The sequence below is a fragment of the Vicinamibacterales bacterium genome, from assembly GCA_036496585.1.
GTDB lineage: Bacteria > Acidobacteriota > Vicinamibacteria > Vicinamibacterales > 2-12-FULL-66-21 > JAICSD01.
The window spans coordinates 103,140-121,595 of the sequence record DASXLB010000072.1; the positions used below are offsets into that span (position 1 = coordinate 103,140).

The following is an 18,456-nucleotide window of genomic DNA, read 5'->3' on the forward strand; positions in this document are numbered from 1 at the left end:
TCGCCGGCCGGGCGAAGCGAACTCACATGAGCGAACCGCCATTTACGCGCCTGGCGATCGCGGGTGCCGGATTGATGGGCACGTCGGTCGGCCAGGCGGCCTCGGGCGCGTGGCCCGGCATCGACGTCCGGCTGCTCGACGCGGGCGACGATCTGTCGGCGCTGGCCGAGGCCGATCTCGTCATCCTCGCCGCGCCGGTCCGCGCGAACGTCGCGCTGCTCGAGACCATCGAGCCGCACCTGCGGCGCGCGACCGTCGTCACTGACACCGGCAGCACCAAGCGCGCCATCTGCGCCGCGGCGGCGTCGCGCCCCTCGCTGGTCTTCGTCGGCGGCCATCCCATGGCGGGCGGCGCCCGGGGCGGGGCGGCGAATGCCCGCGCCGATCTCTTCAGCGGTCGCCCCTGGATCCTCACACCGGCGCCCGGCACCCCCACAGACGCGATAACGCGGCTCGATGCCTTCGTCTCCGGGCTCGGCGCCGTGCCGCACGTGATGACGCCCGAGCTCCACGATCGGTTCGTCGGCGCCGTGTCGCACCTGCCGCAGCTGACGGCGAGCGCGCTGATGCACGTGGTCGGCAGGCTGGCGGGTGATGCCGGCCTCGAAATCGCCGGCGCCGGCCTGCTCGATACCACCCGTCTGGCGGCGAGTCCGCCCGGCATCTGGAAAGACATCGGCGCGACCAACCAGGACGTCCTGCGCGAGGCGCTCGATCACCTGATCCGCGCTCTGACCGAGGTCCGAGACACGCTCGACACCGGTGAAGGGATCGACGCCGTCTTCACGTCCGCCTGCCGCTGGCGAACTGCACTCGACCGCGCCCGCTGAATCGTCGGCGCGCCGCTCCGGCTGGAATTGGTGCAGTCGCGCCGACGAACGGCTTCGCCTCAACCCCGTTCGGCGATGTGTTGACGGACGATGGCGTCGACGTCGGTGTCGGCGGTGAACCCGAGCGCCAGCGCGCGGCTGGCGTCGAGTGCGGCGGGCCACCCGCACATCGCCCGTGCGACGCGCTCCTCCCGCTCGACCCGCACCCGGGCGCGCGCGGCCGCGCCGCCGACGCGCTCCAGGCTCGCCAGTATCTCGCCGGCCGTAACGCTCAGACCTGGCAGGTTCAGTGCTCGATCGGCCCCCAGCGCGCCGGTCTCAATCCGGCCCGCATGCACCAGATTGCCGATCACGGTCGCCGGCGAGCTGATCCAGATAGGCGTGTCGAGCGGCACCGGGCAGATCGTGTCGATGCCGGCCAGCGGCTCGCGAACGATGCCGCTGACGAAGGACGAGAGAGCCGAATTCGGCTTCCCAGGGCGCACCGTGATGGTGGCCAGGCGGCAGCTGATGCCGTCGATGAATCCGCGCCGCGAATACTCCGAGACCAGCAGTTCGTCGATGGCCTTGGTCACGCCGTAGGTGGTCTGCGGCTGCAGCGCCTGGCTTTCGGGAACGAGCGGCGGCAGGCGCCCGCCGAAAACGGCAACCGTGCTCGAAAAAATCAACCGCGGCTCGGTCCCGAGCCCCCGGCACGCTTCGAGGAGCAGCCGCGTCCCCTCGAGATTCACCTGCAGCGCCGTGTCGAATTCAGCCTCCGACTGGCCGCTGAGCACGGCGGCCAGGTGGTAGACGACGCCGACGTCGGGCTCGACGATCGAGCGCACGAACGCGGGATCGGCGATCGAGCCCACCCGGCTGGCTACACGCGGATCCTGCGCCGTGCACGGCGCCGCGTCGGCGGCGACGAGCGCAGTGCAGGGAGGGAAACCCGCTGGACCGGCGAGCACCGCCTTGACCAGCCTGCCGCCGAGGAACCCGGCCGCGCCGGTGACGAGGATCTTCATGGTCCGGACATTATTTGCTACTGTTCGCTCGTGAGCGAAACGACGCAGATTGCGCTGGTGACTGGCGCGGGATCCGGTATCGGGCGGGCCGTGGCGCTCGGGCTGCTGAAGCACGGATACACGGTCTTTCTGGCCGGCCGCCGCAAGGAGCTCCTCGCCGCGGTGGCGGACGAGACGGGGGAGGACGGGCGAGCCGTCGCGGTCGCAGCCGACGTCGGCGATCCGGCGTCGGTTCGTGCCCTGTTCGACACCATCCGGAGCCGCGCCGGCCGGCTCGACGTCCTCTTCAACAATGCCGGCACGAGTGCTCCAGGGGTGCCGTTCGACGAGCTGACCTTCGAGCAGTGGAAGGCGGTGGTCGACGTCAACCTGACCGGCGTGTTCCTGTGCGCGCAGCAGGCGTTCGCGCTGATGAAGACGCAGACGCCGCGCGGTGGCCGGATCATCAACAACGGCTCGATTTCCGCGCACGTCCCCCGGCCCAACTCGGCCCCCTACACCGCGACCAAGCACGGCGTCACCGGCCTGACGCGATCGCTGTCGCTCGACGGACGGCCGTACGACATCGCGTGCGGCCAGATCGACATCGGCAACGCCGAGACGCCGATGACGGCGCGGTTCCAGGGCGGCACCCTGCAGGCGGACGGCGCGATGCGTCCCGAGCCGCGGATGGACGTCCGTCACGTCGTCGATGCCGTCCTCTACATGGCGGCCCTGCCGCTCGACGCCAACGTCCAGTTTCTGACGGTGATGGCCACCAGGATGCCCTTCATCGGGCGGGGCTAGCTCGAAAATGTCGAGCTCGGTGCGAGCGGTACGGACCTATCTCGAGATGACCGACCCGGCCGACCTCGAGGCGGTTGCTGCGCCCGAAGGGGAGCTGTCGGTCGAACGGGTGGCGGATCCGGCCCCCGCGCTCTGGCGCTTCCTCTATACCGGGGTCGGCGGGGAGCACAACTGGGTGGACCGTCTGGCCTGGAGCGACGAGGACGTTCGACGCTACTTCGCGGATCCTGCGCTCGAACTCTGGGTGCTGACCGAGGCCGGGCAGTCCGGCGGCTACTTCGAGCTGCGCACGGATGGCGACGGCGGCGTCGAGATTGCCTACTTCGGGTTGCTGCCGGCGTTCGTCGGACGCGGACTCGGGAAATTTCTGCTCGCCCGTGCGGTGGAATGCGCGTGGGCGCGCGGCGCGTCGCGCGTGTGGCTGCACACGTCTTCACTGGATCACACATCGGCGCTCCCGAATTACCTCGCGCGGGGCTTCCGCGTCTGGAAACAGGAGATCTACGAGGTGTAGTGGCGTTCGGCTTGCACGGGCGCGACGCCAAATGGCTCGTCTTTCCGTCTTCGCAGTGCTCTCGTTCGCGGCGTGCGCCGCCGGCTTCACGAAATCCGGGACGTTTTCCGCGATGCCGCCGTCGCTGGCCGGCATCGACGCCGCCGCTCCGCGCTACACCACCGAGGACGAAAGACTCGTTTCTGAAATCGCTGGATCGATCTTGAACATCGCCGCGACCGCCGATCACTTCGAGGCAGGCGATCCGTTCCAGGTCCGCAGCGTCGGGTCGGCTGAGGGCCGGAGGCGGTTCTCGCTGTCACGGCGGGCTGAGGTGTTCACCGTCGACGTGCCCGGCCACGTCTGGGCGCCGGCGAGCTACGTCCGGCTGGCCCGCAGTTTCATGGCCGATGCGGCGGACCAGACGCTGAGCGAAGACCCGGCACAAGACCAGGTGGCGCTGACGGCAGTACTCGATCCGACGGCGCGTGCCGCGCAGCACGTGCGGGTTGCGCGATTGCTGGCCGAGCATCCGCGATCGGCGGCCATCCACCGCCGGACCGCCCTCCTGCTCGGAGCGGACGCCGCCCGGCAGGCGGGACCGGAACGGCGCGAGCTGCTCTGCCGGATGACCGCACACCTTGCCGTGGCGCGGGCGCTCCACCCCGGCGTCGCCGACGCCGAGGCGCGCTCTGCCGAGCGGCAGCTGACCGAACTCGCCGCCGCCCCCGAGCCGCAGCGCTGACAGCCGGCGCGCGGTCGCGATCCATAATCGCCGGATGGACGTGCCGCTGTGGGCGCCGTCGGCGGAGCGAATCGCGCGCGCCAACCTGACCAGGTTCGGACGCGGACTGTCCTACCCGCAGTTATACGAGGAGAGCATCTCGCGGCCGCTCGAGTTCTGGCGGGCTGTCTGGGAGTTCGCCGATATCCGCGGCACGATGGGCGACCGCGTCGCCGTGGATCTGGATCGGATGCCCGGTGCGCGGTTCTTCCCAGATGCGACGCTGAATTTCGCCGAGAACTGCCTGCGCCTCGACGGAGCCGCGCCGGCGATCATCGCGAGAACGGAAGTCGACGGCCCGCAAACCGTCTCGTGGCGCGAGCTGCGCTGCGAGGTCGCGGCCGCCGCGGCCGCGATGCGGGCCGCGGGCCTTGGGGCGGGCGACCGCGTCGCAGCCTATCTGCCCAACACGCCCCAGGCGATCGTGGCGGTCCTCGCCGCCGCGTCGATCGGGGCGGTCTTCTCGTCGTGTTCCCCGGATTTCGGCGTGGCGGGCGTGCTCGACCGTTTCGGCCAGATCGAGCCCAGGCTGTTCATCGCCGCTGACACTTATCACTACGGCGGCAGGGTGTTCGATCTTCGCTCGAAGGCGGCGAGCGTCGCGGCCCAGCTACCCTCGCTCCTCCGCACGACGATCGGGGACGAGGACTGGGAAGCCTTCGTGGCCCCGCATCGCGGTGGCGCGCTGCAATTCGAGGCCCTCCCGTTCAACCACCCGCTCTACGTCCTGTTCTCGTCGGGCACGACGGGGGTGCCCAAATGCATCGTGCACGGCGCCGGCGGAACCCTGATCGAACATCTGAAGGAACACCAGCTGCAGTGTGACATCCAGCCGGGCGACCGCGTGTTCTACTTCTCGACGCTCGGCTGGATGATGTGGAACTGGCTGGTCACGGCGCTGGCGTCCGGCGCCACCATCCTGCTTTACGACGGGTCGCCTGTTCACCCGGACGCCAACGTGCTGTTCTCGTTTGCCGAGCAACAGGGCATCACCCTGTTCGGGACGTCGGCGAAGTTCATCGACGCCGTCGCCAAAGCGGAGCTGCGGCCGCGCGAGGCGCACGACCTCGGCCGGCTTCGCACGATGACGTCCACCGGATCGCCGCTCTCGCCGGAGTCGTTCGACTTCGTGTACACGCACGTGAAGCACGACGTGCATCTGGCCTCGATCTCGGGTGGCACCGACATCGTCGGCTGCTTTGTCGGCGGTAACCCGATCGGCCCCGTCTGGCGCGGCGAGATCCAGTGTCGCGGCCTCGGCATGCGGGTCGAGGTCTGGAACGAGCGGGGCGAGCCGGTGCGCGGAGAGAAAGGCGAGCTCGTCTGTACGGCACCGGTTCCGTCCATGCCCATCGGGTTCTGGAACGATCCGGATGCCAGCCGCTATCGCGCGGCGTATTTCGCGCGCTTTCCCGGCGTGTGGACTCACGGCGACTATTGCGAGCTGACGCGGCACGACGGGGTGATCATCCACGGCCGCTCCGACGCAGTCCTCAACCCGGGCGGCGTACGGATAGGCACGGCGGAGATCTACCGCCAGGTGGAGCAGCTGCCGGAGATCCTCGAAAGCCTGGTCATCGGGCAGCACTGGAAGGGGGACGAGCGGATTGTGCTGTTCGTCAGGCTGCGCGACGGCGTGGTCCTCGATCAGGCGGTGGCGGATCGGATCCGCGCGCACATCCGCGCCAACGCCACGCCGCGACACGTGCCCGCCCGGATCGTCCAGGTTGCCGACCTGCCGCGTACCAAGAGCGGCAAGATCGTCGAACTGGCAGTGCGCGACGTCGTCCACGGGCGTCCGGTCGGCAACCGCGAAGCGCTGGCCAATCCCGAGGCGCTCGAGCACTTCCGCGACCGGCCCGAGCTCGTGTGATCACGGTGCCGCCTACTCATTCCGTGCAAGGGCAGTATCATAGAAGGCATCGGCATGGGCAACGCGGTCATTCTGTCAGCCTGCCGGACACCGATCGGCTCGTTTGGCGGCGTGTTTCGGGATCTGTCTGCCGCGGATCTCGGGGCGGTCGTGATTCGCGAGGCGATTCGGCGCGCCGAGATCGAGGCAGTCGAGCTGGGCGATGTCGTCATGGGATGTGTGCTGCAGGCTGGCGCCGGCATGAACGTCGCGCGCCAGGCGGCCCTCAAGGCCGGCGTGCCGGTGGAAGTGCCGGCTGAAACCGTGAATCGGGTCTGCGGCTCGGGCCTGCAGGCGGTGGTGCACGCGGTTGAAGCGGTCAACTCCGGTTTCATCGACCTGATGCTCGCCGGCGGCACCGAGTCGATGAGCCAGGCTCCGTACCTGATGTCAGGCGCGCGGTGGGGCTACCGGATGGGCAACGCGGAGGTCGTCGACTCGATGCTCAGCGAAGGACTGACCTGTTCGATCAACGGCTGCCACATGGGGATGACGGCGGAGGAAATCGCCAGACGCTTCACCGTCGGCCGCGTCGAGCAGGACGCCTTCGCGGCGGAGAGCCAGGCTCGTGCCGTACGGGCGGTCGCCTCCGGCGTCTTCGACAAGGAGATCGTCGCCGTCCCCGTTCCGCAGAGAAAGGGACCGCCGCTCGCCGTGACTCGCGACGAGTACCCACGCGCGGGCACGTCGGCCGAGACCCTCGCGGCGCTGAAGCCGGCGTTCACCAAGGGCGGCGCCGTCACTGCCGGAAACTCCTCAGGCATCAACGACGGCGCCGCGGCACTCGTCGTCGCGACCGAGTCATGGGCGAGGGCACACGGCCGGCGGCCACTGGCGCGGGTTCTCGCGTACTGCACAGTGGGCGTCGATCCGATGATCATGGGGATGGGCCCTGTGGAGGCGATGCGCCGCGCAGTCGCTCGCGCCGGGCTGACGCTCGACGATCTGGACGCGATTGAGTTGAACGAGGCGTTCGCGGCGCAATCGCTCGCGGTGATTCGGGAATTGAAGCTCGACCCGGACAAGGTCAACGTCCACGGCGGAGCCATCGCCCTTGGCCATCCGATCGGCGCGAGTGGCGCCCGGGTGCTGACGACGCTCGTCCATGTGTTGCAGGCAAGGGGGGGCGGCCGCGGGGCGGCATCGCTCTGCATCGGCGGCGGTATGGGCACCGCCATGGTTATCGAGGCCGCGTGAGAATCCGTCAGGACGCGTTCGACCGCATCGTCGCACACGCCGTTGAAGAGAAGCCGAATGAGTGCTGCGGGCTGCTGATCGGTAGCGCCACTCTGGTCCACGACGTGGTGCGGGCGCGGAATCTGCGCAAGAGCCCGACGAAGTTCCAGGTGGAGCCGGCCGACCACTTTGCCGCGGTCCGCCGGGCGCGCGCCGCGGGCCTCGAGGTAATCGGCGCCTACCATTCGCATCCCAACGGGCCATCCGGACCGTCGGAAACCGATCGCCTCCGCCTGGGTGATCCGACGCTGATCCACGTGATCGTGTCGCTGGCGCACGGCACGCGCACCGTCCGCGCGTTTCGCTTCAACGGGGAAGGTGCGTTCAGCCAGCTCGAGTTCGTACCGGTGCCGTAGTCGTCACGAGCATCGTTGTCATCCAGGGGCGCGTCGCCCCTCCGCCAGGTCGCCTAGCGACCGCCGTCGGAATCGCCGACGCCGGGGCGCACACGCACCATAGTGTTGCCGGCGATGACCGACTTGTCCTTCTTCTTCAGATGGAACTGCACCTGGTATTCACCCGCGCTGCGATAGGTGTGATCGGCGGTGAACCGCCGCTTGATCGACGACGTGCCGGCCACGAAGGGATCGCAGTCGGCGCTGTCGCTCGATCGGGTCTCATCGCCCCACACCCATTCGATTGAAGGGCAGTACAGTTCCTCGCTGTCGTTCGGACCGCCGTTGAGATCGGCCGTCACGACAACGCGCACCGGCGACATTCCCATCGCGGGATTCGCCTTGAGGGAAATCTTTGGTTTCTTGTCGTCCAAAGTTCCCGTCGACAACGCCACGGCGACGACGAGCGGCAGCGCGAGAGACTTCATAAAACCATTATAATCCCGCAGTTATGCCCACGATTCGGCTCTTTTCCGATGGCCCCGGTTCAACCGATACGGACCTGCTGGTGTTCCCGTTGTTCGAAGGCGAGACCATCGCCGACAGCGTCGCAGGGCTCGACGAGGCAACCGGCGGAGCGATCGCGCGTGCAGCCGCCAGCGGTGAGCTCCGAGGCCGCCTTTTCGACCTGTTTCTGACCCCGTCGGCGGGGAAGAGCTGGAAGGCTGACCGCGTCGCCGTGATTGGGGCAGGGAAGGCGGCCGACTTCACCACGGAACGTCTGCGCAAGGTGGCGTCGGCGGCGGCCCTCGCGGCCCGAACGAGACGCATCAAGCGGATTGCGTTCGTGCTGCGCGGGCGCTGGGACGGCTCGGAGGGGGCGCAAGCCGTGGCTGAAGGCCTGGTCCTCGCGGCGTTCAGCGGTGATCTCTATAAGAGCGGCGAACGGCAGGGTCCGCCGCCGGAGGAGCTGATCGTCGTCGCCGCCGCCGCCGCCGAGGACAAAGCGGCCACCGAAGCAGCCGTCCAACGCGGACGGATTCTCGGCGAGGCATCCAATTTCGCGCGCGAGCTCGCCAACGAGCCGTCGAACGTACTCACGCCCACTTCGTTCGCGGATCGCGCGGCCGCCGCCGGACGTGAAGCCGGACTCGCGGTGGAGATTCTGGACGAGCCCGCGATCGAGAAGCTGGGGATGGGACTGTTGCTTGGCGTCGCGCGCGGCAGCGCCGAGCCCCCCCGTCTCGTCGTCCTGCGCCATTCGCCTGCCGGGGCGCCGGAAGCCCCGGTGCTGGGTCTCGTCGGCAAGGGCGTGACGTTCGATACCGGTGGCATCTCGATCAAGCCCGCCGAAGGCATGGAACGCATGAAGGACGACATGGCGGGCGGCGCGGCCGTGGTGGCCGCCATGTGTGCCATCGCGCGCCTCGGGGCGCCGATTCGGGTCGTCGGGATCGTGCCGATGACGGAGAATATGCCGGGCGGCCGCGCGATCAAGCCTGGAGACATCCTGCGGGGCGCCGGCGGAAAGACCGTCGAGGTTTTGAACACCGATGCCGAGGGGCGGCTGATCCTCGGCGACGCGCTATGGTACGCGCAGCAGCTCGGCGCCACGCATCTGGTCGATGCCGCCACGTTGACGGGCGCGTGTGTGGTGGCATTGGGCAAGGTAGCGTCGGGAGCGTTCGGCCGGCCCGACGCATGGCGGGATACGGTGATCGAGGTCGCCAACCGCGCCGGCGATCGCGCGTGGCCCATGCCGCTTTATGACGAGTACGTCGAGCAGATGCGCAGCGAGGTTGCCGATCTGGTGAATGCCGGCAGCCGCGCCGGCGGTGCCTGCACGGCGGCGGCGTTCCTCAAGGAGTTCACCAACGGTCTGCCCTGGGTGCACCTGGACATCGCTGGCACGGCGTGGGCCGACGAGGCGAAGCCGTTTCAGCCGAAGGGGCCGATCGGCGTCGCGGTGCGAGCGCTCGCGGAGCTGCCGTTTACGTATCGACGCTGGTAGGCGTCACGCGCAGGTTCGCCGCATCTTCCTCGGCGTCGAGCGCGTCGCGGTGGCGCAGTCGCTTGAACAGGATCAGGCCGCCGCCGAGCAGCAATCCCATCACCGCGGCGGCCAGCAACAAGGCCCCGACCAGCCCGAGCGAGCCGACGACGACGTCCGCGATGGTCGTTTCGTGAACGGGCTGTTCGACGACCCGGACCACGATCGAGGTCGGCTGCTGGAGCACTCACCGATCTTACCGCGCAGCGACTGACCTCCCTGACGGGAAATCGCTACTGATTGGTGGCTTTCTTGCCCGCCGCGCCGTTCATCCGCTTCAAGCTCTGCTGGTAGTTCTGGATGGCATCCATCAGCGCCTGCGCGATCTGCTGCTTATAGGCCGCCGTCTTCAGCATCGCGGCGTCCTGCCTGTTGGTGACGAACGAGATCTCGGCGAGCACACTCGGCATCACCGCCCCGATCAGCACGACGAACGGCGCCTGCTTGACCCCGAGGTCGCGCAGCGTCTTGTTCTTCGCGGCGAGTTGCCGGGCCATCGACTTCTGCACGCTATCGGCGAACTCGCGCGATTCATTGCTCTTGTCGTGCAGCGCGATCGCTTTCACGATGTCGGGCAGGCTGTGCATCGGCTGTCCCGAGGCGGCGTTCTCGCGCGCGGCGACCGATTCGGCCTCGGGGTTGGTCGCAAAATTCAGATAGTAGGTTTCGATGCCGTGCGCCTGCGGGTTGCGGCTGGCGTTCGCGTGAATCGACAGGAACAGATCCGCCGACTCGCGGTTGGCGATCGCCGTCCGTTCTTCGAGCGGGATGAACACGTCGGTGTCGCGGGTCATCACCACGTCGATGTCGGCCTTTTCGAGAAGGGCGCGCAGCCGCAGCGCCACGTCGAGGGTCAGTTCCGCCTCGTTGATGCCGTTGCCGTGCGCGCCAGGATCGTGGCCGCCGTGGCCGGCGTCGATGACGACGCGTCCGACGCTCAGGCCCAGCTGGCGCGAGAGCGAGAACGAGCCGTTGGAATTGGCGGCCGGTGCCGCGGGTGTCAACGACGCGCGCGCCGGCTTCGACGGCAGCGGCCTTGGCTCGTTCGATTTCGGCTCGCTCCTGTCGCTGACCGCCGGTCTGGCGTCGGCGCGATCCATCGGCGCCGGCCCCTTGACCTCCGGACGTTCAACGGCTGGCGGCGGGGCGGGAAGCGTTGCCTTCGCCACCGTCGAGACCGGCATGGCGAGCGGTTCTCCCTTCGGCAGCGGCGGCACCGGCGGGGCAGTGAAGACGGCGGCCAAGGCCCTGGTCGGTGCGGGAGTGGGCGGCCCCGCGGCGTTCCGGACGGTCTTCGACGCCGCCATGCCGGTCGTCGCGGCCGGTCCGGCCTCGGCGGTGCCGGTGGCGCGTTGCAGGTCGATCACCAGACGATACGGCCCGTACAGCGGATAGACCGTGTACTCGCCGACACCATCCAGGTCGACGACCAGCCGCGTCGTGTTCTGCGGATGGCGGCCGAGGCGAATCTCTCTCACGAGGTTGTCGTCGAACTTCAGGGACGCGTCCTGCAGCGCCGGCACGGTCTTGACGTTCTTCAGGTCGAAGAACAGCCGCCGCGGATTGGCGATCTCTTCCTGGTGATAGGCGATCTCGCCCTCGAGCTCGACCGTCAACCGGACGCCATCGGGCAGCACGGTGCGCTTGACCTCCCTGAGCACGGTCACCCCCGCCGCCCCTGGATCGGATCGTGATTTTTGCGAGCCGGGACTGGCGGTCGTCGCTCCCGCCGATATCGGCGGGCCTTTCGCCGCAGGCGGCGGTACGGTGGCGCCGGACGGCGTCGACTTCGGATCGAGATCCGACACCGGCGCCGGCGGAGCCGCGGGGGCGCTCGCGGCGGGTGCCGTGGGGACGCTGTCGCTCAGATCCGTCAGCGCCGCGGGGACCCGCGCCACCAGCGTGCTCGACGGATACTGCGTCGTGAGTAGTGTCAGCAGGCGGGTCGCCGTCTTTCGGTCGGTCTCGTCGCCGAAGCGCTGATAGGCGAGCGCGGCCAGATTGCCGGCCTGCCAGAGCGCGTTGTCGGAGTAGCCGCTGGTCGGATGCCGGCGGACCAGCCCCTCGTACAACGCAATCACGCGTCGCATCTGCGGCAGCGTGGGGTGAGCGGCGGCATCGCGCACCAGCCGCTCCTGTGCCAGCGCGCGTGCATACGCCTCGCGCGGCGTGTCTGGGCCACCGGCTGCCGACAGCAGCGTGACAGAAGCCACGCTGGCAGCGACGACGAGCACGCCGAAGAATCGGAGTTTCATACAGTCCGCCTATCGAAGCTGTGCGTCCACTTCGTCGAAGTATTCCTTCTTGACCAGCACCTCGCGCGGCTTCCCGCCGGCTGCCGCGGAGACGAGGCCGTCCATTTCCATCATGTCGACCAGCCGCGCGGCGCGGCTGAAGCCGATGCGCAGCCGCCGTTGCAGGTACGAGATCGACGCCTGTCCGCTCGACACGACGATGCGCGCCGCCTCGTCGTAGAGCTCGTCTTTCTCGAACTCGATCTGCGCCTGCGCGCCCTTCTCGTCCGCCGTCACCGTGGTGTCGTAGGTGGGCTTGCCCTGTTTGCGCAGGAAACTCGCCAGCCGAGCGCTCTCCTGCTCCGAGATGTACGGACCGTGCAGCCGCACCAGCCGCGAGGAGGCCGGCGGCAGATAGAGCATGTCCCCCTTGCCGAGCAGCTGCTCGGCGCCGTTGCCGTCGAGGATCGTCCGCGAATCGATCTTCGTGGTGACCCGGAACGAGATGCGGGCGGGCATGTTGGCCTTGATCAAGCCGGTGATGACGTCGACCGACGGCCGCTGCGTCGCGAGCACGAGGTGGATGCCGATCGCCCGCGCCATCTGCGCCAGCCGGGCGATCGATTCCTCGACCTCGTTGCCGGCGACCATCATGAGATCGGCGAGCTCGTCGATGAGGACGACGATGTAGGGGAGAGGCTTCACCTCGTTGCCCTTCTCGTCGAAGACCGGCTCGCCCGGCTTCGTCTCCGCCTGCATCGCGCGGACGTTGCGGTTGAATTGCTCGATGTTGCGGACGCCGAAGGCCGCCAGCGTCTTGTAACGCTCCTCCATCTCGCGCACGGCCCAGCGCAGCGCGTTCGCCGCCAGCTTGGGATCCATCACCACTGGCGTCAGCAGATGCGGGATGTCCTCGTACATGCCCAGCTCGAGGCGCTTGGGATCGACCATGATGAAGCGCACGTCGTCAGGTGTCGCGCGCATCAGGATGCTGGTGATCATCGCGTTGACGCTCACCGACTTGCCGGCGCCCGTCGATCCCGCGATCAGCAGGTGGGGCATCGTCGCCAGGTCGCTCACGAAGGGCTCGCCATGGATGGTCTTGCCCATCGCGAGGGTGAGCTTCGAGGGAGAGCGCTTGTAGGCGTCGGACTCGAGCAGCTCGCGGAGCGAGATGGCTTCGCGATTCGGGTTGGGGATCTGGATGCCGACCGTGGACTTTCCGGGGATGCGGTCGATGATCACCGACTCGGCCTCCATCGCCAGGCACAGGTCGTCGGCGAGGCCGGTGATCTTGCTGTATTTCACGCCCGCGTCCGGTTTGAACTCGTAGGTGGTGACGACCGGTCCCGGATGAATCTGCACGACCGTGCCTTCGACCGAGAACTCGCGGCACTTCTCCTCGAGCAGGCGCGCGCCGTCCATCAACTGGCGCTCGTCGATCTTCCGCTCTCCCTTGGGGGCGTCGAGCAGCGAGTTCGGCGGCAGCGCGAACGCGCCTTTGCGCCGTTCTACCTTCTCCGGATCGGTCAGTGGCAGCGCCATCTCCCGATCGGCCGGGTCGGGGATAGCGGCGGGCACCGGCTTTCTGATCGCCGGCGGCGTCGGCTTCGACGAGGCCGCTTTCAAGGCCGCGGCGGCAGCGGTGACCAGAGCGGCGGTCTTCGACCTGGATGTGGCGGCAGGGCCCGCCTGGACCGGTGCACCGCGGGCAGGCTCGCGGACGGCCGATCGCGCCGCATCCGCCGAAGGCACGCGCGCCGCATCGCCGCCGGCGGCGGCCGAATTGAGCCGCGCCAGGAACGGGGGCGGCATCTCCTTCGTGTCCCGCTCCTTCGCGTCCTTCGCCTCCTTCGTGTCCTTTCCCTTCGTGTCCTTCCCCCCTAGATGTTTGCGGAGCACTTCCTGGCGCTCTTCCTCCCGAACCTTCGACTCCTTGCGTTGCTGGCGGGCGTCCTGCATCGCTGCCCATCGTTCCTTGGCCACCTGCGCAAGTGAGGCGAACAGCCGCCCGAACGAGAAGTGGGTCGACAGGATGATCGCGGCGAAGAGCAGCGTCAGGATCAGGATGATCGAGCCGGTCCGGTTGAGGTAGTCGGCCAGGAAAGCCGCGAGCCTGTCGCCGGTCACGCCGCCAGCGCGGAACTCCTTGCCGCCGACGTCGAGGGCGCCGAAGGCCAGCGACAGGAACGACGAAAAGCACCCGAGGAGCAGCGCGGCGCCGGCGAGTTTCGTGTATGCGGCATCGACGGCGCGGCACCAGAAGTAATGCCACCCGGCGACCACCAGGACCAGCGGGATCAGATACGCGGCGTAGCCGAGGAGCTGGTACGACAGCTCGCCGACGAACGCGCCGACGCGTCCGGCGAAGTTCGCCGGGGCCGCATCCGAGCCGGTGTTGAAGAACCACACCGGGTCCGACGCGCTGTAGCTGGCCAGCGAGATGAGCCAGATGAGCGCCGCGGCGAACAGCGCCACCCCCAGAAATTCGCTGACGCGCCGCGACAGGCCAGTCGGCGCCATCAGATCTCCATGACCACCGGCAGGACGAACGGCCGGAGCCCGGAACGCTTGCGGAAGAACCGCTGCAGGTCCACTCGAATCTTCTCCTTGATCAACCCGGGGTCCGTGCGTTCCTCGAGGCTCGCCCCGTCGATCGCCGCCCCCACCAGACCCGGAATCTCCTTCAGCAGCGCCTCGGTCCGGGCATCCAATACGAACCCGCGCGTGATCACATCGGGCGTTTCCTCGAGCGCTCCCGACTGGCGGCTGATCGCCACGACCGGCACCACCAGCCCGTCGCCCGCCAGATGGCGGCGGTCGCGGAGCACCTCGTCGCCAACCTCGCCGCTCCGGGTCCCGTCGATCAGCGTCCGTCCGGACGGCACTTTTTCGACGATCCGGGCTCCCTCGGCGTCCACCCGGATGCGGTCCCCGTTCTCTGCCAGCACGACCTTAGTACCGGGGGACGCCATCTTCGCCACCGCGGCGTGACGGGCCAGTTGCCGGTACTCTCCATGTATCGGAACGAAGTAGCGCGGTCTGACCAGGGCGAGCATCAGTTTGAGCTCTTCCTCGCTGCCATGCCCCGACACGTGGACGTGCTTGATGCCTTCGTAGACGATCTCGGCGCCCCGCCGGGCCAGATGGTTCATGACCCTCCCGATCGCCTTCTCGTTGCCCGGGATCTCGCGTGCCGAGAACACCACCACGTCATCGGGATCGACCTTGGCGTACCGGTGATCGTCGATGGCGATGCGGGGCAGCGCCGCCTGGGGTTCCCCCTGCGATCCCGTGCAGATGCAGACGACGTCCTGCGACGGATACTCGCGAATCTCGCTGTCTCGGATCTGTACGCCAGGGGGGATCCGGAGGAAGCCAAGCCGCTGGGCGATCTGGGTGTTGTCGATCACGCCGCGCCCGACGAACGCCACCTTGCGGTCGAACTGGTCGGCGAGATCCACCAGGATTTGCATCCTGTGGAGGCTCGACGAGAACAGCGCGACGATGATCCGGCCGCGGGCGCTCGAGTAGATCTCCTCGAAACCGTCCGTCACGTCGCGCTCGGAGCCGCTGAATCCCTTGCGCTCGATGTTGGTGCTGTCGCCCAACATGATCAGCACCCCCTGCGAGCCCAGCTCAGCAAAGCGGTGCAGGTCCATCGGGGCGCCGTCGAGGGGGGTCTGGTCGATCTTGAAATCGCCGGTGTGCAGGACGACCCCGGCAGGCGTGTGGATGGCGACGGCGGCGCAGTCGGGCATGCTGTGGGTCACGCGGAGGAACTCGAGCGTGAAGCTGCCGACGTCGATTCTCTGTCGCGGCGTGACTTCGATCAGCTGGGTCGTGCTGTCGGGTGCCCGCGATTCGAGCTTTCCCTCGAGCAGCGCCAGGGTCAGCTTGGTGCCATAGATCGGTCCGTCGATGTAGGGAAGGACGTGCGGCACCGCGCCGATGTGGTCCTCGTGACCGTGCGTCAGCACCAGCGCCTGGATCCGGTACTTCTGCAGCGGGCGCAGGTCGGGAATGATGAGGTCCACGCCAAGCAGGTCGGGCTCGGGGAACATCACGCCCGCATCGACGAGAATCGCCGTCTCGCCGCAAGCCACGAGCATCATGTTCATGCCGAAGTCGCCGAGCCCGCCGAGCGGGATCAGATCGAGCGGTGGCACACCCGTCGTTTCCGAACCGTTGAGCAAACGAGATCCCAGCCTTGAAAGAAAGAAAAAAACAACGCGTCGCAGGACACGCCGCGGCTGGCGCCGCTGAGGAAGCGTGAACCACCGGCCGACCGCTGGGACGGCTCGACCGTGACCGGCAGACTATAGCACAAGTCCATCTAAACGATTCAGGCCTCGGACTTTAGGCTGCTGACGCAAGCCGCCAGACGGAGGAGCGATTCGAGATCTAAATTCTCCGGCCGGAGGCGCGGATCGATGGCGGCGGCCTCCAGCGCTCGAGCCGGATCGACACCCGCCTCGGCGGCGAAGGGACGCAGCGCGTTCCCCACGGTTTTCCGCCGCTGCATGAACAGGACTCGGACCAGGCGCTCAAACATTGATGTCAGGCCGGCCGGCACCCGCGAGGGAACGAAGGTCAGGCGCACGAGCGCCGAGTGGACTTTCGGCGCCGGCCGGAAGGCGCCGGGCGGCAGCGTCAGCAGAGGTGTCACGTCTGCCCCCGCGGCGGTCAGGATGGTGAGGACGCCGTAGTCCTTGGTTCCCGTGGACGCGGCGAGGCGATCGGCGACCTCGCGCTGCAGCATGAGGGCAGCGTCCAGAAACGGCGGCCACGCATGGGCCCCCGGAGGAGCGGGCTGTCCGTGCTTTCCGGCCGCAAGCAGCATGAACAGGATCGGCGTCGAGATGTTGTAGGGCAGGTTGCCGGCAATCCGCAGCGGCCCTCCGGTCGCGTAGCCGGTCAGGTCTGCCTGCAGGATGTCGCCCGTCACGACATCGACGTTCGGCGGCACGATCCGGCGCAGGTCGCCCGCGAGATCGCGGTCGATCTCGATCGCCGTGACCTGCGACACTTTCGGCGCCAGGCGCAGCGTCAAGGCGCCCGGGCCGGGGCCGATCTCGACGAACCGGTCCGCCGGCTGCGGTGCGATCGCCTCGACCACCTTCTGGGCCCAGTCGGACACGAGAAAGTGCTGGCCGAAGCGCTTCCGTGGCCGCACGCCCCTGCTTATTGGTCCTCGATCGAACGGCCTCGCCAGAACTGCTCCTCGATTTGCTCGATCTCCTCTTCGCTCATCCCGAAGTAGTGTCCGAACTCGTGGATTACCGTTTCGGCCACGCATTCACGGACGTCGTCCTCGGTGTCACAGGCATCCTCGATGGGAAACTGATAGATCGAAATCCGGTCCGGCAGACTGTTGCCGTGTGCCCAGCCGCGCTCGGGCAGGGGCGTCCCCTGGTAGAGGCCAAACAGCGTGTCCTCTTCCGGAATCTCCATCTCGTCGAGGAGCTCGTCGGCGGGCTCGTCCTCGACAACGACCGCGACGTTCACCATCGCGTCGCGAAATTGCTGGGGAATCATCCTGAGCGCCTCTTCGACCAGGTGTTCGAAGCGTGTCCGGGTCACCGCTTCCTCGATTTCGAGACGACCCGCCTGAAGTAGAGACACTTGTCACTGACGGCGCAGCGATCGCAGAGCGGCTTGGGCTTGCAGATGCGCCGGCCGTGCAGGATCAACGTATCGGACGCGACGATCCATTTCTCTGTCGGCAGCGCGCCGCCGAGCTGTCGTTCGACCGCCACCGGGTCGTCGCTTTTCGCAATCCCGATTCGGTTTGCCACGCGCAGCACGTGCCGATCGACGGGCAGGCCGGGTACGCCCAGTGCGTGCCCGAGGACGACATTGGCGGTCTTGCGGCCGACGCCGGCGAGGTGGGTGAGTGCGTCCATGTCTGCGGGAATCTGTCCGCCGTGCCGTTCGACGACAGCCCGGGCCATGCCGGAGAGCGACTTCGACTTCGCGCGGAAGAAGCCGGTCGACTGAATCAGCGGTTCGAGCTCGTCGGTCTTGGCTTTGGAGAGCGCCGCCGCGTCCGGGTAGCGCGTGAAGAGCGCCGGCGTCACCTGATTGACACGCTCGTCGGTGCATTGCGCCGACAGGATCGTCGCGACGAGCAGCTCGTAGGGCGTCGTGTAGTGCAGCTCGGTGTCGGCGCCCGGGTGCTGACGTTCGAGCGCCTTGAGGATCGCGCGTGTCTCGGCGGACGACTTCGGCGGCTTCGCGGGCTTCGCGGCCTTCGGCACCGCTCCATTCTACCGGGAGCGGCCGCCGGGACGCTTCGCCCGTCGTGCCACTAGAACGACGCCTTGATCGCGAGCTGAACGACGCGCGGATCGCCGGCCGACGTGATCGTGCCGAAGTTGGCGGCCCCGAGCACCGCCGCCGGCGCGCCGAACGACGGCGTGTTCAGCAGGTTGAAGATCTCGGCCCGCAGCTCCAGCCGGCGGTCGCCGCCGATGCCGATGTGCCGCATGATGGCGAGGTCGACGTCGCGATAGGCGGGGCCGCGGACCGGGTTGCGCGACGCGCTCCCCAACATGAACTGCGGCGCGACCGCAAACGCGCTGACGTCGAACCAATGGGCGGGCGTCCGCTGATCCGCCGGCAGCGTCGGGTCGCCGACCAGGTTCGGACGCTGTACGCCGAAGCCGGCGAAGGCGTTGGAGTTGGTCGCCTGCGTGACCGCCACCGGCACGCCCGACTGCAGCGTGACGAGGCCGGTCAACGTCCAGTCGTTCAGGATCGCTCCGCTCACGCCGGAGAAGCTGTGCG

18 protein-coding genes are annotated in these 18,456 nt (G+C 68.1%); 8 read left to right on the top strand and 10 right to left on the bottom strand.

The window, feature by feature from the left end:
• The first annotated feature begins 26 nt into the window (after positions 1–26).
• A complete protein-coding gene (locus VGI12_20885; protein ID HEY2435138.1) occupies positions 27–830 on the top strand; it encodes a prephenate dehydrogenase in 804 nt (267 codons plus the stop codon).
• A gap of 59 nt (positions 831–889) precedes the next feature.
• Here the strand turns inward: VGI12_20885 and denD are convergent, their stop codons facing one another.
• Complete coding sequence (gene denD / locus VGI12_20890; GenBank protein ID HEY2435139.1) at positions 890–1,837, bottom strand: D-erythronate dehydrogenase; 948 nt, start codon at positions 1,835–1,837, stop codon at positions 890–892.
• 30 nt (positions 1,838–1,867) lie between these two features.
• Here denD and VGI12_20895 point away from each other — a divergent pair, with 30 nt between their 5' ends.
• From VGI12_20895 to VGI12_20920, 6 genes are read left to right on the top strand one after another with little or no spacing between them, the layout of a single operon-like run.
• A complete protein-coding gene (locus tag VGI12_20895) occupies positions 1,868–2,623 on the top strand; it encodes an SDR family oxidoreductase (GenBank protein HEY2435140.1) in 756 nt (251 codons plus the stop codon).
• A 19-nt stretch (positions 2,624–2,642) separates the two neighbouring features.
• Positions 2,643–3,137 (top strand): GNAT family N-acetyltransferase, encoded by a 495-nt coding sequence (locus tag VGI12_20900; GenBank protein ID HEY2435141.1) that lies wholly within the window; start codon positions 2,643–2,645, stop codon positions 3,135–3,137.
• Between the two features lie 31 nt (positions 3,138–3,168).
• A complete protein-coding gene (locus VGI12_20905; GenBank protein HEY2435142.1) occupies positions 3,169–3,861 on the top strand; it encodes a hypothetical protein in 693 nt (230 codons plus the stop codon).
• Between the two features lie 34 nt (positions 3,862–3,895).
• The gene (locus VGI12_20910) at positions 3,896–5,773 is read left to right on the top strand and encodes an acetoacetate--CoA ligase (GenBank protein HEY2435143.1); all 1,878 of its coding nucleotides are present in this window, start codon (positions 3,896–3,898) and stop codon (positions 5,771–5,773) included.
• Positions 5,774–5,827: 54 nt separating this feature from the next.
• Positions 5,828–7,009 (top strand): acetyl-CoA C-acetyltransferase, encoded by a 1,182-nt coding sequence (locus VGI12_20915; protein HEY2435144.1) that lies wholly within the window; start codon positions 5,828–5,830, stop codon positions 7,007–7,009.
• Positions 7,006–7,404, top strand: coding sequence for a M67 family metallopeptidase (locus VGI12_20920; protein HEY2435145.1), 399 nt, complete (start codon positions 7,006–7,008; stop codon positions 7,402–7,404). Before VGI12_20915 ends, VGI12_20920 begins: the two co-directional genes overlap by 4 nt.
• Positions 7,405–7,457: 53 nt before the next feature.
• Here the strand turns inward: VGI12_20920 and VGI12_20925 are convergent, their stop codons facing one another.
• Positions 7,458–7,871: a hypothetical protein gene (locus tag VGI12_20925; GenBank protein ID HEY2435146.1), complete on the bottom strand. Its 414-nt coding sequence runs from the start codon at positions 7,869–7,871 to the stop codon at positions 7,458–7,460.
• A gap of 23 nt (positions 7,872–7,894) precedes the next feature.
• Here VGI12_20925 and VGI12_20930 point away from each other — a divergent pair, with 23 nt between their 5' ends.
• Positions 7,895–9,394 (top strand): leucyl aminopeptidase, encoded by a 1,500-nt coding sequence (locus VGI12_20930; GenBank protein HEY2435147.1) that lies wholly within the window; start codon positions 7,895–7,897, stop codon positions 9,392–9,394.
• Here the strand turns inward: VGI12_20930 and VGI12_20935 are convergent.
• From VGI12_20935 to VGI12_20970, 8 genes are all read right to left on the bottom strand, one after another.
• A complete protein-coding gene (locus VGI12_20935; protein ID HEY2435148.1) occupies positions 9,375–9,620 on the bottom strand; it encodes a hypothetical protein in 246 nt (81 codons plus the stop codon). The two genes, VGI12_20930 and VGI12_20935, sit on opposite strands and share 20 nt — an antisense overlap.
• A gap of 46 nt (positions 9,621–9,666) precedes the next feature.
• Entirely contained in the window at positions 9,667–11,688 is a 2,022-nt protein-coding gene (locus VGI12_20940) for an N-acetylmuramoyl-L-alanine amidase (protein HEY2435149.1), read from the bottom strand.
• Positions 11,689–11,697: 9 nt separating this feature from the next.
• On the bottom strand, positions 11,698–14,190 hold the full coding sequence (locus VGI12_20945; GenBank protein ID HEY2435150.1) for a DNA translocase FtsK: 2,493 nt from the start codon (positions 14,188–14,190) through the stop codon (positions 11,698–11,700).
• Positions 14,190–15,863 (bottom strand): ribonuclease J, encoded by a 1,674-nt coding sequence (locus VGI12_20950; GenBank protein ID HEY2435151.1) that lies wholly within the window; start codon positions 15,861–15,863, stop codon positions 14,190–14,192. Before VGI12_20950 ends, VGI12_20945 begins: the two co-directional genes overlap by 1 nt.
• 149 nt (positions 15,864–16,012) lie before the next feature.
• The gene (gene rsmA / locus VGI12_20955; GenBank protein ID HEY2435152.1) at positions 16,013–16,843 is read right to left on the bottom strand and encodes a 16S rRNA (adenine(1518)-N(6)/adenine(1519)-N(6))-dimethyltransferase RsmA; all 831 of its coding nucleotides are present in this window, start codon (positions 16,841–16,843) and stop codon (positions 16,013–16,015) included.
• 8 nt (positions 16,844–16,851) lie between these two features.
• A complete protein-coding gene (locus tag VGI12_20960) occupies positions 16,852–17,250 on the bottom strand; it encodes a metallopeptidase family protein (protein ID HEY2435153.1) in 399 nt (132 codons plus the stop codon).
• The gene (gene nth, locus VGI12_20965) at positions 17,247–17,927 is read right to left on the bottom strand and encodes an endonuclease III (GenBank protein HEY2435154.1); all 681 of its coding nucleotides are present in this window, start codon (positions 17,925–17,927) and stop codon (positions 17,247–17,249) included. The genes VGI12_20960 and nth overlap by 4 nt, the downstream gene beginning before the upstream one ends.
• A gap of 50 nt (positions 17,928–17,977) precedes the next feature.
• Positions 17,978–18,456, bottom strand: a 479-nt coding sequence (locus tag VGI12_20970; protein ID HEY2435155.1) for a hypothetical protein, incomplete at its 5' end; no start/stop codon positions are given.